We start from the raw sequence: 15,226 nt of genomic DNA, 5'->3' as shown, positions 1-15,226 counted from the left end.
AGCGGTATGGGAAATGTCAGGAGGGCCTAAAAAACTCCCGCCCGCAGCAGCGGACAGGAGGGGGATTCGTGAACAGTAACGGAGCAGCAGCAACTGGATGCGGGTGACAGGAGCAAAAACTACTGTAAGTTAGCTTGGGATATACATACGGTTATAGTATTCATCCAGCATGCGCTTGGTGGCGAACTCGGTGCGGGTGGTCTCGATGCTGCGGTGCATCATCTGCACCCACTTGGCCTGATTCTCATAGAAGACCGGGAGGACGCGGTTCAGAAGGGTCTCGTACAGTGCATCGCTGTCATGCTGGTCAAGCACCGCAAAGTCGGTAGTCTCGAAGCCGTCGCCGATCTGCCAGCCGTTCTCGCCGTCGATGCAGGCCTCCGGCCACCAGCCGTCCAGGATGGAGCAGTTCAGAACGCCGTTCATGGCGGCCTTCATCCCGGAGGTTCCGCTGGCTTCGAGCGGTCTGCGCGGATTGTTCAGCCAGATGTCAGAGCCGCGGGTCAGCTGGGCTCCGATGGTCATATCGTAGTTCTCCAGGAAGACTACGCTCTTCGGATATTTGCGCATCATGGCTACAAGGTTGCTGACGATCCGCTTGCCGTTGTCGTCCAGCGGATGCGCCTTGCCGGAGAACACAATCTGAATCTTGCCGCTCTCCAGGTACGGCTCTATAATGTCCGGCTGGGAGAAGATCAAGTCACTGCGCTTGTAGGGAGCGGCGCGGCGGGAGAACCCGATCAGCAGATGCTCTGGATTCAGGGCGATCCTGGAGCGTTCTTCGATGAAGCTGATCAGCTCCTGCTTGATCTCCTTGTGCACGGCCCATAGGTCGCCGCCCTCCTCAAAAGCACGGGTCATCCGCTCATCTACCCAGGTAGGGGTGTGAATCGCATTGGTGATGCCGATGATCTCGGATCTGCCGGCGACTTCCTTCCACATCTTGTTGGCAGTATCGGCATGAAGCTGGGCGACCGCATTCGAGATCCGCGACAGCCTTAGACCGGCGACGGTCATATTGAACGGCTCCCCGCCAATCCGCTCCATCTGGGAACGGGTTAGGCCATTGAATGCACCCATGTACTCCAGCCGGTCCAGCGGATGGGTCTCGTTGCCTTCCTTAATCGGTGTATGTGTAGTGAACACAACCTCTTCCCGTGTAGCCTTCCAGGCTTCTTCAAAGGTACTGCCGCCGGACATCTTCTCCCGGATCAGCTCGATTGCAGCGAGCGCCGCATGTCCCTCGTTGAAGTGATAGACATCGATCTTAATTCCTAGAGCGCGCATGGCTTTGACGCCGCCGATGCCCAGCACGATCTCCTGGGCTATCCGCTCTTCCCCGAACCAGCCGTAGAGCTGGCCGGTAATCCAGGCATCACTGTTCTCCGGGATATCAGTGTCGAGCAAATAGAGCGGACGATTACCGAAATGGTCGGTTCTCCACACTTTGCAGACCACATCGGTCTTTCTGACTTTTACCGTGACCTTGACACCCGTATCTTCCAGGAAGTCGTACACATAGTTGTGGTAAGAGTCGTAGGGGTTGCCGTCCGCATCAATCTTCTGGTCCGTGTAGCCCTGTTTCCATTTGAGTCCGATGGGGATGATGGGTGCCCCGATATCCTGCGCGCCCTTGATGTAATCTCCGGCCAGAATGCCCAGGCCTCCGGCGTACATTTTGAAATCGGAATGCAGTCCATACTCCATGCTGAAATAAGCTACTGACGGTAAATGGTTCTCGCTCACGTGATAAGCCTCCTAAATGCGATTTAGATAATAACGAGTTGCTGCAGGCTGTATCTAAGATGCAAACGTTTGCCCCATGAGGCAGGACGGGCTCTGGAAGCGATTGCACCATCATTCTAGCATACTTATTCTTAAAAAGCACAGCGGAGTTTCGGTGACAACTGGCTGCCTGCGGAGCCGATAAATAAAATTTGATAAACCTGCCGGAAGGCCATAAGATAAGGGGAGTAAAAATGTACAAGCTTCATCTAAACCATAAAGCAAACAATAAACCAAGTGGTGGTGTAAAGGATTGAGTATAGTCGTAATTGGAAGTCTGAATATGGATATGGTCGTGCGGGCAGAGCGCGCGCCGGAGGCGGGTGAGACCTTGTTCGGTCAGGGGTTCGCTCTGTCTCCGGGCGGAAAAGGGGCCAATCAGGCCGTTGCGGCGGCCAGGCTGGGCGCGGATGTGACGATGATCGGCAGAGTGGGAAAGGATGCTTTTGGCAGCGGGCTGCTGGAGATTATGGAGCAGGAGCGGGTTCATACCGAGTATATCTCGCTAAGTGAATCCCAGGCTACAGGGGTGGCTTCCATTGTGGTCGACGGGTCCGGTGAGAACCGGATCATCGTAGTGCCTGGCGCGAATGTGGAGATGAAGCCGGAGGATATTGAAGCACTTGAGACAGTGATCAGCGGAGCCGGGATCGTGGTGATGCAGCTGGAGACGGATCTGGCGATGTGCAAGGCTGCGGCAGTCCTGGCGTACCGGCAGGGGATTCCGGTGATTCTTAATCCGGCTCCGGCCCAGCCGCTGAGCGATGAGCTGCTGCACCATATTACCTACCTGACTCCGAATGAGACAGAGGCGGGGATTCTGGCCGGTATCGCTGTGGAGAGTGTGGAGGATGCAGAGCGTGCGGCCCGGATAATGCTGTCAAAAGGGGTACGGCACGTCATTGTAACGCTGGGGTCCAAAGGGGCGCTAATCGTGGACGCTGCCGGAAGCCGGCATGTCCAAGGGTTCCCTGTGCAAGCGGTAGATACGGTGGCAGCCGGAGATTCCTTCAACGGGGCGCTGGCCTGGCAGCTGACCTGCGGCAGGACGCTGGAGGAAGCAGTCCGCTTCGCCAATGCTGTCGGTGCGCTGGCGGTGGGCAAGACGGGGGCGATTGCTTCTCTGCCCAGACTGGAAGAGGTGGAGCAGTTCCTGCGGACAGCTGCTAATGCAGAGCCACAAGACCTGTAGACCCAGTAGATTGCGTGTGTGATAGAGGAAGCAGATGGTATATAAGACGCACTAAGAAATTAACGAAAAGCAAAAAGAAGCGGAGGGGAAATTTGGAACTGTAGGAGCGGTAGCGTCCGCCTTTGTCAACGGATTTCATCCGCGAATAGCGGGAAAAAATCAAAGAAATCTGTTGACAACAGCGGCCGGAAGTCCAAATGTTCACCGCAGCGACGACCAAGCTTCGAGTTCAAACCTTAAGTGCGTTTTATATAACAGACAAATTAAGCGGGGAGCATCAGAGGAAGCTCTGAGACTCCGGGTCCGCTAAGGAGCTGACACGTTTGAGCGGTACAGTAACCGTCAAGAATATAACCCTCGGAGAAGGGATGCCCAAAATCTGTGTTCCGCTGGTCGGAACGACGCGGACGGAGCTGCGTGAAGAAGCTGAGGCGCTAATCGCACTGGCGCCGGATGTGGTGGAATGGCGCAGTGATTTCTTCACGGAGGTGGAAGATATTAATGCCGTGACCCAGGTGCTGGAGGACATCCAGCGCCTGCTGCCGGAGATTCCGCTGATCTTCACCTTCCGCAGCGCCAGGGAAGGCGGCGAGAAGGAAATCTCCTCAGCCTATTACTTCCGGCTGATCCAGGCGGCGGTAGAGAGCGGGCTGGTGGACATTGTGGATGTGGAGCTGTTCCAAGAGGAAGCAGAGGTCCGCAGACTGATTGCAGCAGCGCATGGACAGGCGGTGTTCGTGATTCTCTCGAATCATGATTTCGACGGGACGCCGTCCGAGGATGAGATTGTCTCCCGGCTGTGCCGGGCGCAGGAGCTGGGCGGCGATCTGCCGAAGATTGCCGTAATGCCGCAAGGGCCAGCCGATGTGCTGACCCTGCTGGCGGCGACGAACCGGATGCAGAAGCAGTATGCGGACCGTCCGATCATTACGATGTCGATGGCCGGGGAGGGCGTGATCAGCCGGCTGGCCGGGGAGATCTTCGGCTCGGCGCTGACCTTCGGTGCGGCGCATAAGCCTTCGGCACCGGGGCAGGTGGCAGTCGCAGAGCTGCGCGGTGTGCTGGAACTGCTGCACCGCAGCTTGTAGCGGCTGCCGGTTCAGACGCAGCAGGAATGGGGATAGACAGGGGTGTTTCCGGCCGGTATTACGGTGGAAGCACCCTTTTGCATATAGAGAGATAGCAAATAGCGGGCGGAGTTTGAAACTGTAGCTGCCCATGCCCTACAATGGAGGCAACCAAGTAGAAGGGGCGGAGCGCCGATGACAGAATTGATTCTGGTGGTGGAGGATGAGGTGAGAATTGCCCGTCTGCTGCAGATTGAGCTGGAATGCGAGGGATACCGTGTGTCCATTGCCGGGAGCGGCCATCAGGGGCTGGAGATGTACCAGGAGCAGCAGCCGGATCTGTTATTGCTGGATGTGATGCTGCCTGGATTCAGCGGCATAGAGCTGCTGCGGCGAATCCGGGCGGGTGATCCCGATACGCCGGTGGTGCTGCTTACAGCCAAAAGCTCGGTAGAGGATAAAGTATCAGGTCTGGACCTTGGGGCCAATGATTATATTACGAAGCCGTTTCAAATTGAGGAGCTGCTGGCGCGTGTCCGTGCTGCGCTGCGGCTGGCCTCGGGGCGGAGGAGAGAGGAAGCCGTCAACCTGCTGATGGCAGAGGATCTGGAGCTGAACGAAACTACACGGGAGGTGAAGCGTGCAGGCCGGAGCATCGAGCTGACTCCCCGGGAGTTCGACCTGCTGGTCTACCTGCTGAAGAATAAGCGCCAGGTGCTGAACAGGGAACAGATCATGGCTGCCGTCTGGGGATACGATTATTACGGCGATACGAATATTGTGGATGTCTATATCCGCTATGTCCGCAAAAAAATTACGCTGGACCACCAGCCTGAATTGATTCATACCGTGCGGGGCGTTGGTTATGTGCTGAAGGATGCCCCATGAAGCTGAGGAGCACCATTCATCTGTATTCCAGCGTGCTGTTCGCCGTGCTGCTTATCCTCATGAATCTGTTCATCTACGGCGTGTTCAGCCGGATGTCACTAGACAGCCAGCTCGGGCAGGCATCTGCCGAGACAGCCAGAATTGCTGCCGCGATGAGAAAAGCGGGAGACGGGGTAACGGCACCGGAGCTGCTCCGGGCATATGTGCCGGTGGAGGGAATGCTGCGGCTGCTCACTGTGGACGGAGGCGGACCGGCGCCGGTCACCTCAGCCTCGGGGCAGGAGATCAGCCGGCTGAAGCCAGTCTACCATTCCGGGAAGCAGGCGGAGCGGGTCAGGGTGGACGGACGCTTGTATGCGTTCGTGAGCGTTCCGGTCATCTGGACGGACGGGAACGTCCTGAATGTCCAGATGACCAAAAGTCTGGAGGGCACGATGGATACCTTGCGGGTGCTGCGGCTGGTCCTTGCAGGCGCTACGCTTGCGGTGCTGCTTCCGCTGCTGCTCTCCGGCCGCCTGTTGTCGGGCCTGATTATGCGGCCCATCGTCCAAATGACGGCGACTATGCGGGAGATTCAGCGCAGCGGGAAATTCCGCAGGCTTCCGCTGAAAGCACACTCGAAGGATGAGCTGGTGGAGATGGGGCATACCTTCAACGACATGATAGGCCTCTTAGAGAACAATTATGTGAAGCAGGAGAAATTCGTGTCGGATGCCTCCCATGAGCTGCGCACACCGCTGACGGTTATTGAGAGCTATGCCAGTCTGCTGAAGCGCAGAGGGCGGGATCACCCGGAGCTGTTCGATGAATCGGTTGAGGCCATCCATTCCGAGGCTGTGCGGATGAAGGAAATGACGGAGCAGCTCCTGCTGCTGGCGAAGCACCCGGAGCAGTGGGATCTGGAGCTGAAGGTGATGGATCTGGAGGAGCTGGTGCGTTCTTCGGCGAAGGCTTTTCATAATGCGTACGGGAGAGAGGTCACGGTTCAGGTCAAAGGGTCACCCGAAGGCTACAGCGATGAAGCGAAGCTCCGGCAGCTGCTGTTCATCTTCCTGGACAATGCCCGCAAATACAGCGATGAGCAGATAACCGTGCGTATTGAGGCTGCCGGGCAGGAACGGATGATTGTGATTACCGACCGCGGCATTGGAATTCCGCCGGAGGAGCTGCCGAAGATATTCGACCGTTTCTATAGAGTGGATGAGGCGAGAACCCGTGAGAACGGAGGGGCAGGCCTGGGGCTGTCGCTAGCCGCAGAGATCGCGGGGGCGATCGGAGCGGAGCTGTCCATGGATAGTACGGTAGGCCTGGGAACCTCGGTGACGATCCGCATGGCTGCGGACCGCAGGGGAGGTGGACAATGAAGCAGCATCCAAGGAATAAGAGCAAAATGTACAAGGTAGTCATAGCTATGGTGGTCTTCCTGCTGTTGGCTTGGGTTGCCTTCCGGATATTCGGGAAAAATTCGGAGCCGCTGTTATCCAGAGATCAGGCTACGCTGGCTGTGCTGAGCGAATATCCCGGTAAGGTAGACAGTCTCAAGCTGCAAGCCGGAGCTTATATAGCGGTGCTTCAGACGGAGCAAGGACGGTATGAGCTGAAGCTGGACGGAGTTACCGGCGAGATTCTCTCCATCGTGCTGCTGAAGCGCGTGGACGAACCGGCGGTGCAGCCTACGTCTGCCGTTACTCCAGCTCCATCTGGCGGAGCTGATGCTACCCCGTCACCAGCACCTACCCCGGCAGCGCAGAGCGTAGTCTCCGAAGAGGAGGCTGTCAGGCTGGCTCTGCGTGAGGTACCGGGGGAACTGGACGATGTGGATACGGGAATTGATGCGGCAGGCGCTTATTATCTGGTGGAGATTCATACTTCAGACGGACGGGAGGCCGTAGTCCAGGTCAACGCAATCTCGGGCCATATTATGTCTGTGACCTGGGATGAGCCTGATGGAGACGATTCCTAGGGTATCTGTTTACTTTTTTCTCAGCGAATTCTAATGTTGCTCCCGCTGTTCTCTCAGATTGTAGCGTTATAGTTACTACATGAAGCAGCGAAGAATGAACTTAGGAGGAGTTAACATTGAAGACAAAGATATGGAGCAGTATCACGGCGGCAGCACTTATTCTCGGAGGCGCTTATGGTATAGGCGAGCTGAAGGGCAGTACGGCAGATGCAGCCGCATCCGCGAAGAGTCAGAGCAAAACGTTAATTAGTGTAAGCAAAGCCGAGCAGATTGCCTTGAAGGCAGCTCCGGGACAGGTGGAGAGCATCGATCTGGAGAAGAAGGCCAGCGGCACGTATTACGATATCGAAATTCAGCAGACCAAGCAGGAGATAGATGTCCGGGTAGATGCCTATTCGGGAAAAGTGATCAGTGTGCGCAAGGATGCAGACGATGATGACTCTCATAAGGCAGCTCCGGCCTCAGGCGGCAAGCTGATTACCGCAGGCAAGGCGGCTGAGGTGGCTCAAGCTGCTGTGAAGGGGACGGTCACCGAGATTGATCTGGACCGGGACCATGGAGGAGCTGTCTATGAGGTTGAAGTCAGGAACGGGCAGGTCAAGACAGAAGTAGGTGTCGATGCGTATACTGCCAAGGTTGTGTACACCGATACGGATTCCGACGAGGATGATGATTGATATGTAAAAAAGAGGCAGCCGGATTGAACGGCAGCCTCTTTGCTATGCCAAACGATTACGTCTACTGCTTCGCTCCAGTATACACATGCACTGCATCCCGCAGGAACGCGGCCATGCCGGGGCGGCGCTGGTCGTAATAAGCGGTGAAGCGCTCATCATCGACATACATCTGGGCTACGCCTGCATGGGCTTCCTTGGTGTACGTATCCCAATAGAAGCTGAGCCACTGGCGGTGCAGATCGGCGGCCTTTTGCGCCAGTTCGCTTGCCGAGTCGCCTTCCTCCATCGCCTGCTCCAGTGACGCGAACATATCGGCCTCCAGCTGTTGAAGGGCAGCGTACTGCTCCTCCGTCATATGGCTGAGCTTGCGGTTTGACTGCTCCACAGCTTCCGCGCCGTATTTCTCCCGGATCTCCTGGCCGTACTTCTGCTCGTTATCGTCAATCAGCTTCTGCTTGAAGCCTGCGAATTTCTCCTGATTACTCATTGGACTTCTCCCTTCTGTGTGTGCAATGGTCTGCTCGACGTTCGCGATGAGCCGGTCCAGCTGCTGTCTCCGCTGAAGCAACTGGTCATGGTGCTCGCGCAGGGCGCGGGCGCCGTCGAAGGAGGGCGAATGGACAATATCTCTGATCGCCTCCAGGCCGAGGCCCAGTTCCCGGTAGAAGAGAATCTGCTGCAACAGGTCTACCTCAGTCTGGCCGTAGATCCGGTATCCCGAGGAACTGATTCTGGCTGGCTTCAGAATGCCGAATTCATCGTAATACCGCAGGGTCCGTGCACTGATCCCCGCGAGTGTCCCCAGCTTCTGCACCGTATATTCCATGGTCTAATCTGCCTCCAATCTGTCTTGGCGTATACAGCAGAGAACGGGTTCAAGGCGTTCCCGCCGGGTAAGCGGCCGCTTACAGATCTAACTGTATACTTTGACGTAACGGCAAGGTCAACTCTTAATTTGTATAATAACCAGACAGCAGGGCGGGTAACCGTGTGCTGGAAAAGCAAACAGCGGCAACCGCCCAGGCTATGCCTCGGGAGATTGCCGCTGCTGCGCGGGCATATGGGGTTATTTCTTGCTAAGCTGGGCGGTGAAATACGCCTTAAGCTCTGCCAGCTTCCGGGGGTCCGCCAAGGCATCCTCCGCAGGGAAGTAATGCTCGGCGACCAGCTCCCAGGTGGGGACGATTTTTTGGGCGGTCATGGCTTTGATGGCGATCTTAACCGTCTTGCGTTCCCTTGCGTTCGAGAAGGTATCGACATAGTGCTGGGAACGGCCGAAGTCCAGCTCGCTGAAGACTGCGCGGAAGATCTCCGCCGTCATCTTGGCATCGTCCAGCGCGCGGTGGGCGGAGCCGGAAGGCTCCAGGCCGAAGAGGGCCATGGCCCCTTCGACGCTGATGTCGTTACTGAGGCCGCGGGCGCGCAGGACGCCCTTAAGCAGATCGAAGTAGGTGGCCTCCATCCAGTAGGCATCATCCATTTTGTGCATCCGCACATCCTGGATAATCCGCTTCATATCCTCGCCGCCCCAGGTTAAGAGCAGCACGCCGTCAGCGCTCTGGTCAAGCCACGCTCTGAAGGCGGTAATGACCTTCGGGAACCGGCTGGCGACGTCGATATCCTCTTGGGGGATGCCGGTTTTTTTCTTGATGAATGAATTCAGGGTGGAGAAGTATATGGGTCTGATTAAGGCTGAGAATTCATCCTTAACCTGCAATGAAGCGTCTAACCGGACCGCTCCGATCTCAATGACCTCCATAGGATGCTCGCTGGCAAATTTGCGGCCGTTGAATTCGATGTCCAGAATAATATAATCCACAGGTAATGCCTCCGTTTCAGTGACTGGCGCCAGGATTGCACGGAAATGCGCCGACCCTTCTATTTTAGCAAAAAAAGAGCTGTACAGATACCGGATGCTCTGTATCCGCACAAATTTGAATTTTCGGCGGGGGAACGGGTTGATTTCTAGGAAATCGGGTAATGAACTAGATAATCTGTCGAATAGAGCTATTGAGGTAAGGAGGGAAGGCCATGAAGCTGTATGTAACCGTCAAAAGCCTGGGCAAACGCAGGCCGGTGCTGGAGCGTAAGGAGCTGCTGCTTGCTGACCGTCCGCAGACGCTGCGCGCGTTGATTTCTGAGATTGTAGCCGGGCAGGTGCAGGCGATGCTGGAGCGGCAGGAGCGGGGAGAACTAATTCCTTACCTGACCGCAAATGAAATTGCGGAGCAGGGCGATAACGGCAAGGTCGGATTCGGTACGGTGTACGGTGAGACGAAGCCTGAGGTAGAGCAGGCTACGGCTGCGGCACTGCTTGCTTACGAAGACGGATTGTACAAGGTATTCGTGCAGGAAGCGGAATGTTCCGCGCTGGATGAGCCGCTGAGGCTCGAAGAGGGCGATGAGCTGACGCTGATCCGGTTCACGATGCTGGCAGGAAGACTATGGTGAGGGAGATGACAGGATGAAAATCGGAAATGCAGAGTGGGAGACTCAGTGGTACGCGGATGTTGAGAACAAAGCCAAAGGGCTGAAGGGGGAAGGCGCGGAGCTGGCAGGCCTGCTCGCGGAGTTCAGCAAGAACCGCTACCTTCATGAAGGGGAAGATTCGCTGGACCGCTTCCTTGTGATCATGGATGATCGCGCTGCGGCGGCTCAGGCTGATTTTACCGGATACTGGGAGCCGCTGATGGGGATCATGCAGCAGCTGTACAGCACACATACCGTTGAGCTTGCCCGTTACATAGTTAAGCATGCAGTGGAGTACCCTTATTCCATAGGGTATCTGCGCCGGCCGTTCCGGACCCGGGAGGTTCAGGCGCACCGGATGCAGATCCTCCGGAAAATCAATGCCCTGATCTATATGGAGCTAATTGAACTCTCGTTGCCGGAGTACCTGAAGGGGGATTATGAAAAGGATTACAGTATCTCTTACCGTGTAGATGTTGCCGTTCCCGATGTAGTCGCCTATGAGCTGGACCGCAGCGGCAGCGGGATGGAGGAGCTGCTTAAGGATGCGGTGTACGGGGACAACCAGGGGGCACTGCTCAGCCGCAATATGATAAAGGGTGCATTCCTCAGCCGTAACCAGGCCGCTGTTCAGATGATTGGCGAGCTGCTGCTGGCTGCCCGGCTGCAGGAGGGACTGCGCCAGTCCATTATGGAGACGATGGATGAGGGGACGATAGAGAACAACCTGTACATGCTGAAGGTGATTCTGGACAATGATCTCGTGCGCTACAGCTCGGTGGTGCGTGCCCTGGGCGTATGGACGGGGATGGGTCTGGAAGCCCAGAACCAGCGGGTGGCGAAGCAACTGATTGAAGGAGCCTATCAGGTGCTGACGGATGAAGCGCTGCGGGCTGACTGGCTGACCAGCGAGAATGCCAACCATGTCTACCTGAGCTTGTGGGGGACGGCTGTCTATGAGGAGAATGAGTTGAGCGGCAAGGTGGATGTCCTGATGGAACAGGGCCAGTCCTACCAGAAGATTGTAGCAGAGTATGTACTTTCCGGCAGCCAGAACCGGGAGGTGCGCCTGAGCAGCGCCCGGAAGTATCTGAAGGAGCAAGAGCCGGAGCTGCTGTACTGGATTCTGACGAATTATAATTATGATTATAACCGGATGTGGAGAGGGCCGAAGGATAATGGGCCGAAGATCGAGGTCGTAACCAGCCCGCAGCTTGAGGATAAAAGCGAGCGGCAGCGCGACTTCAGCCTGCTGAAGGACATCTTCCTGAATCCGGACAGCCGGGAGCTGACCGGTACCTCTAAGGTGCTGGATTTCCTGCAGGTCAACTACACCCGTGATCTGCCGGTCCAAAAGATGCTTTATCTGATCTCCTATGATATGGACCCGGCCTGGGTGAATGAATTGCTGGCGCTGAAGGACAAGCTCAGCACGGACATACGTGGGGAGCTGCTGAATTACTTCGTGCAGCATACGGAGGATACTGTGCAGCGCGAATTCATCTTCGCCAGCCTCTCCGACAAGAGTATCAAGAACCGGGAGCTGGCGCTGGACCTGGCGCAGGGGCTGACCCTGGCGGAGGATGAGCTGCTGATGGCCGAAGGGCTGCTGAAGCTTAAGACCGGTACGCTACGGCAGAGCGTGACCCGGATGCTGCTGAATCAGCCGGATGAAGCGCTGAAGGAGTCCGTCCACAGACTGGTGCAGGGCAAGAATGCCCTGCAGCGGCAGGCAGGGCTGGAGATTATGACCGTGTTGTTCCAGGATGAAGAGCGGCAGGCACTCTTTGAAGCGGTCCGTCCGCTGGCGGAGGCGCTGGAGAAGCCTTCCGACCAGGAGCGCGAGCTGATCGCGAGGCTGAGCCAGAAGAATGAGTATACGAAGGCTAACGGCTTCGGCTTGTTCGATCCGCAGCAGACGGAGGAGTGGCTGACTCAGGGGCCTGTACTTGACGGATTCGCCTGGGATCAGGTGTTCAAGCTGTCCTTGGAGCAGATCAAGACATTCCTTAAGGGACTGGACAACACGATCCACAAGCACCGCGACGTAGAGTACGAGGTTGAGTATTACAGCGGGTATAAGGACACGGTGCTGATCGGCACTAACCTCAGACCGTTGCAGGGGTACTTAATTAACGATGAGGAGAGTGGTAAATCCGCCCTCGAACAGTACCCGCTGCATGAAGCATGGGCTGAATATTGGGACAAGAGCGGCTGGAGCGCCCGGGATCTGATAGAGTTGAACTTCTATATCAGCCTGGAAGAGCTGGATGAGACCCTGGATAACTATGACGGTTACGACACCTTAGGAATTGATGATAAGGAACTTAGCAAGCAGAAGCTGCTATCCGGGTGGCGCAAGGAGTTCGCGTCAGAGGTCTACCCGCTGGAGCAGATCGAGGCTGTGCTGAAGCTAGTAGACAAGCTGAAGTACAGATGGCAGGTAGAGACGCTGCTGGATGCGTACCGCGCGGACCACAAAAGCCCGGAGGGCTTCCGCCAAGTGAATGGTGCGGTGAATGCGCTGATGTCTGCGTTCCCGGAGGAGAAGCTTGCGGCGGACTGGCCTTTCCTGTCTGTGCTGGCTGATCCGTGGGTCGATATGGTGCAGAAGCTATGGAACGGAGCAGAGGAGTTCAAGGAGATGTTCCGTACCTGCTACCGGTTCGAGGGGATCAGCGGAGGCGAAGAGCGGGACAGCATCATCGGACTGAAGCACTACGTTGAGGCCTTCACCGGTGGAATCATCCGCGAAGAGACGCTGCTTAAAGAGCTGCTGCTGAGTAAGGATGCACGCAACCATATGAGCTGGATCAGTTCACGCAGATATGATTGGATTGAAGACAGTCCGCAGATGGTTGCGCTGCGTGCACGGATCATCGACCGTCTGCTGGCGGTTGAGCTGGGACGCGGCGACCTGCCGACTGAGGTGACCGGCATGACGATGGGGCTACAGCGGATAGAGGGCCTGGAGTATTGTATCCGTATCCTGTCAGGGCTGAACAAGGATACCTTCGTGCGCGGGTACGTGTATGGCTATGGCAACAATATTACGAAGAAGGAGTCCTTCAGCCATCTGCTCAAGGTATGTTATCCGCGTGAGGGCGATAATGCGGAGCTCCTGAAGACCTTGCTGCAGGAGTACAAGCTGTCCGATCAAAAGCTGCTGGAAGCCGCCATGTACGCCCCGCAGTGGATCGAGATCATTGCCGAATACCTGGGCTGGGAAGGGCTTCGCAGCGGGGCCTGGTACTTCCACGCCCACATTAACGAGAGCTTCTCGGCCGAAAAAGAGACGGTGGTGGCGCATTACTCGCCGATCACGCCGCAGGAGTTCAACGACGGCGCCTTCGATGTGAACTGGTTCCAGTCCGCCTACAAGGAGCTTGGACAAGAGCGGTTCGAGCTGCTCTATGACTGTGCCAAGTACATCTCTGCCGGTGCGAACCACCGCCGTTCCCAGCTGTTCGCCGACGCCACGCTCGGCAAGCTGAACCTGGAAGAGATGAAGCAGTCTGTGGAGCAGAAGCGGGGCAAGGATCATCTGCTCAGCTATAGTCTGATTCCGCTGGGAGAAGACCGCGAGCAGGATATCCGCGTGCGTTATGAGTTCATCCAGCGCTTCCTGGCGGAGAGCAAGAAGTTCGGCGCACAGCGCCGCGCCAGCGAAGGCCAGGCCGTACAGATTGCTCTTGGCAACCTGGCGCGCAATGCCGGATATGCCGATGTTACCCGCCTGATCTGGGATATGGAGGCGCGCAAGCTGGATGATTATGCTGCATACTTCGAGCCGTATGAGCTGGACGCAGAGACCTTCGTCTCGCTTAGTATCGACGAAGAAGGGCAAAGCGATTATGTGGTGACCAGCAAGGGGAAGGCGCTGAAGTCGGTGCCCGCACGATTCAAGAAGCATGAGTGGATTGAAGCGCTAAAGGAGGCCAAGAGCGAGCTTACCGGGCAGTTCCGGCGCGCCCGGGCTGAACTGGAGCGGTCGATGGAGTCCGGCAGCGGCTTCACGCCGGCAGAGATTGCCGGGCTGAGCCGGAATCCGGTGCTGGCACCGCTGATTAGCAAGCTAGTGCTGATGAGCGGCGATGCGTTGGGATATTACGATGCGGATCAGGGGGCGCTGGTAAGTCCTGCGGGTGAATCCACGGCCCTGAGCGGGGAGACTGTGCTGCGGATTGCCCATCCGCTGGATCTATACCGCAGCGGACAATGGAGCCTGTACCAGAAGGATCTGTTCGACCGTCAGCTCCGCCAGCCGTTCAAGCAGGTCTTCCGCGAGCTGTATCTGCCGAATGAGGATGAGCTGGCCCATGGCGTGCTGTCCCGCCGTTATGCGGGCCATCAGGTGCAGCCGAGCAAGACAGTCGCCCTGCTGAAGGGGCGGCAGTGGACGGTCAGCTATGAGGAAGGGCTGCAGAAGGTGTTCTATGCCGAGAACCTGATCGTCCGGCTCTATGCCATGGCGGACTGGTTCTCACCGGCCGATACCGAAGCGCCGACATTGGAGACGGTGCAGTTCTTCGACCGGAAGACCTACAAGGGCGTGCCGCTGGATCAGGTGCCGCCAGTGCTGTTCTCGGAGGTGATGCGGGATGTGGATCTGGTCGTTAGCGTGGCTCATGTCGGGGGCGTCGATCCGGAAGCGAGCCTGACGACTGTAGAGATGCGCCGGGTCATCGTCAGCGAGTCACTGCGGCTGCTGAAGATCGAGAACGTCCGGCTGGACGGCAATTATGCGCGGATTGACGGTACACTGGGCGAGTATGCTGTGCATCTGGGCAGCGGCCAGGCGTACAAGCAGGCCGCGGGCGCCCTGTCCATTATTCCGGTGCATTCGCAGCACCGGGGGCGGTTGTTCCTGCCGTTCCTGGATGAGGACCCGCGTACAGCGGAGGTACTCTCCAAGGTCGTGCTGCTCGCTGATGATACGAAGATCAAAGACCCGCAGATTCTGGTACAGCTGAGCAGATGAGCGGCTGTGCAGTAAGTGGTAATGGCTAAGCGTCTGCTTAGCCAGGGGATATATGGCACCGGCGCTGGAAATATAGCGCCGGTGTTTTACTTTTATGAGGAGGATGGGAGTGAATTTTTGAATTTCGCATATGCGCATTTTTTCGCTTTGATTCCTGGACTATACTGCTACGTTTGTAGAATGAAAGGGTGTAAAAGCAGGGAA

11 protein-coding genes are annotated in these 15,226 nt (G+C 56.8%); 8 read left to right on the top strand and 3 right to left on the bottom strand.

Features of this window, described 5'->3' with window-relative positions:
• Positions 1–129 precede the first annotated feature (129 nt).
• On the bottom strand, positions 130–1,746 hold the full coding sequence (gene glgP, locus MKY64_RS23045) for an alpha-glucan family phosphorylase (RefSeq protein ID WP_340955986.1): 1,617 nt from the start codon (positions 1,744–1,746) through the stop codon (positions 130–132).
• A gap of 292 nt (positions 1,747–2,038) precedes the next feature.
• Between glgP and rbsK the strand changes: the two genes are divergently transcribed.
• The 6 genes from rbsK (at position 2,039) to MKY64_RS23015 (ending at position 7,572) form a co-directional block, all read left to right on the top strand.
• The gene (rbsK, locus tag MKY64_RS23040) at positions 2,039–2,977 is read left to right on the top strand and encodes a ribokinase (RefSeq protein ID WP_340955985.1); all 939 of its coding nucleotides are present in this window, start codon (positions 2,039–2,041) and stop codon (positions 2,975–2,977) included.
• 323 nt (positions 2,978–3,300) lie between these two features.
• Positions 3,301–4,065: a type I 3-dehydroquinate dehydratase gene (gene aroD / locus MKY64_RS23035; protein ID WP_340955984.1), complete on the top strand. Its 765-nt coding sequence runs from the start codon at positions 3,301–3,303 to the stop codon at positions 4,063–4,065.
• A 174-nt stretch (positions 4,066–4,239) separates the two neighbouring features.
• Positions 4,240–4,932: a response regulator transcription factor gene (locus tag MKY64_RS23030; protein WP_340955982.1), complete on the top strand. Its 693-nt coding sequence runs from the start codon at positions 4,240–4,242 to the stop codon at positions 4,930–4,932.
• Positions 4,929–6,296, top strand: a complete 1,368-nt coding sequence (locus tag MKY64_RS23025) for a sensor histidine kinase (RefSeq protein ID WP_340955981.1) — start codon at positions 4,929–4,931, stop codon at positions 6,294–6,296. The genes MKY64_RS23030 and MKY64_RS23025 overlap by 4 nt, the downstream gene beginning before the upstream one ends.
• Positions 6,293–6,895: a PepSY domain-containing protein gene (locus tag MKY64_RS23020; protein ID WP_340955979.1), complete on the top strand. Its 603-nt coding sequence runs from the start codon at positions 6,293–6,295 to the stop codon at positions 6,893–6,895. Before MKY64_RS23025 ends, MKY64_RS23020 begins: the two co-directional genes overlap by 4 nt.
• A gap of 116 nt (positions 6,896–7,011) precedes the next feature.
• Positions 7,012–7,572: a PepSY domain-containing protein gene (locus MKY64_RS23015; protein ID WP_340955977.1), complete on the top strand. Its 561-nt coding sequence runs from the start codon at positions 7,012–7,014 to the stop codon at positions 7,570–7,572.
• Positions 7,573–7,633: 61 nt separating this feature from the next.
• On the opposite strand, the gene MKY64_RS23010 is transcribed toward MKY64_RS23015, so the two are convergent.
• Together MKY64_RS23010 and MKY64_RS23005 are read right to left on the bottom strand one after the other, a co-directional pair.
• Entirely contained in the window at positions 7,634–8,398 is a 765-nt protein-coding gene (locus tag MKY64_RS23010) for a MerR family transcriptional regulator (RefSeq protein WP_340955976.1), read from the bottom strand.
• A 240-nt stretch (positions 8,399–8,638) separates the two neighbouring features.
• Positions 8,639–9,391, bottom strand: coding sequence for a 3'-5' exonuclease (locus MKY64_RS23005; RefSeq protein WP_036731217.1), 753 nt, complete (start codon positions 9,389–9,391; stop codon positions 8,639–8,641).
• A 212-nt stretch (positions 9,392–9,603) separates the two neighbouring features.
• Between MKY64_RS23005 and MKY64_RS23000 the strand changes: the two genes are divergently transcribed.
• A complete protein-coding gene (locus MKY64_RS23000; protein WP_076078831.1) occupies positions 9,604–10,023 on the top strand; it encodes a hypothetical protein in 420 nt (139 codons plus the stop codon).
• A 13-nt stretch (positions 10,024–10,036) separates the two neighbouring features.
• Positions 10,037–15,022 (top strand): DUF4132 domain-containing protein, encoded by a 4,986-nt coding sequence (locus MKY64_RS22995; RefSeq protein ID WP_340955973.1) that lies wholly within the window; start codon positions 10,037–10,039, stop codon positions 15,020–15,022.
• The last annotated feature ends 204 nt before the right edge of the window (positions 15,023–15,226 follow it).

Origin of the sequence: Paenibacillus sp. FSL R7-0210, assembly GCF_038009085.1 — a bacterium.
Lineage (GTDB): Bacteria > Bacillota > Bacilli > Paenibacillales > Paenibacillaceae > Paenibacillus_AQ > Paenibacillus_AQ silagei.
Note: the sequence above shows the minus strand (reverse complement) of the source record. Positions and strands in the feature narration are given on the sequence as shown.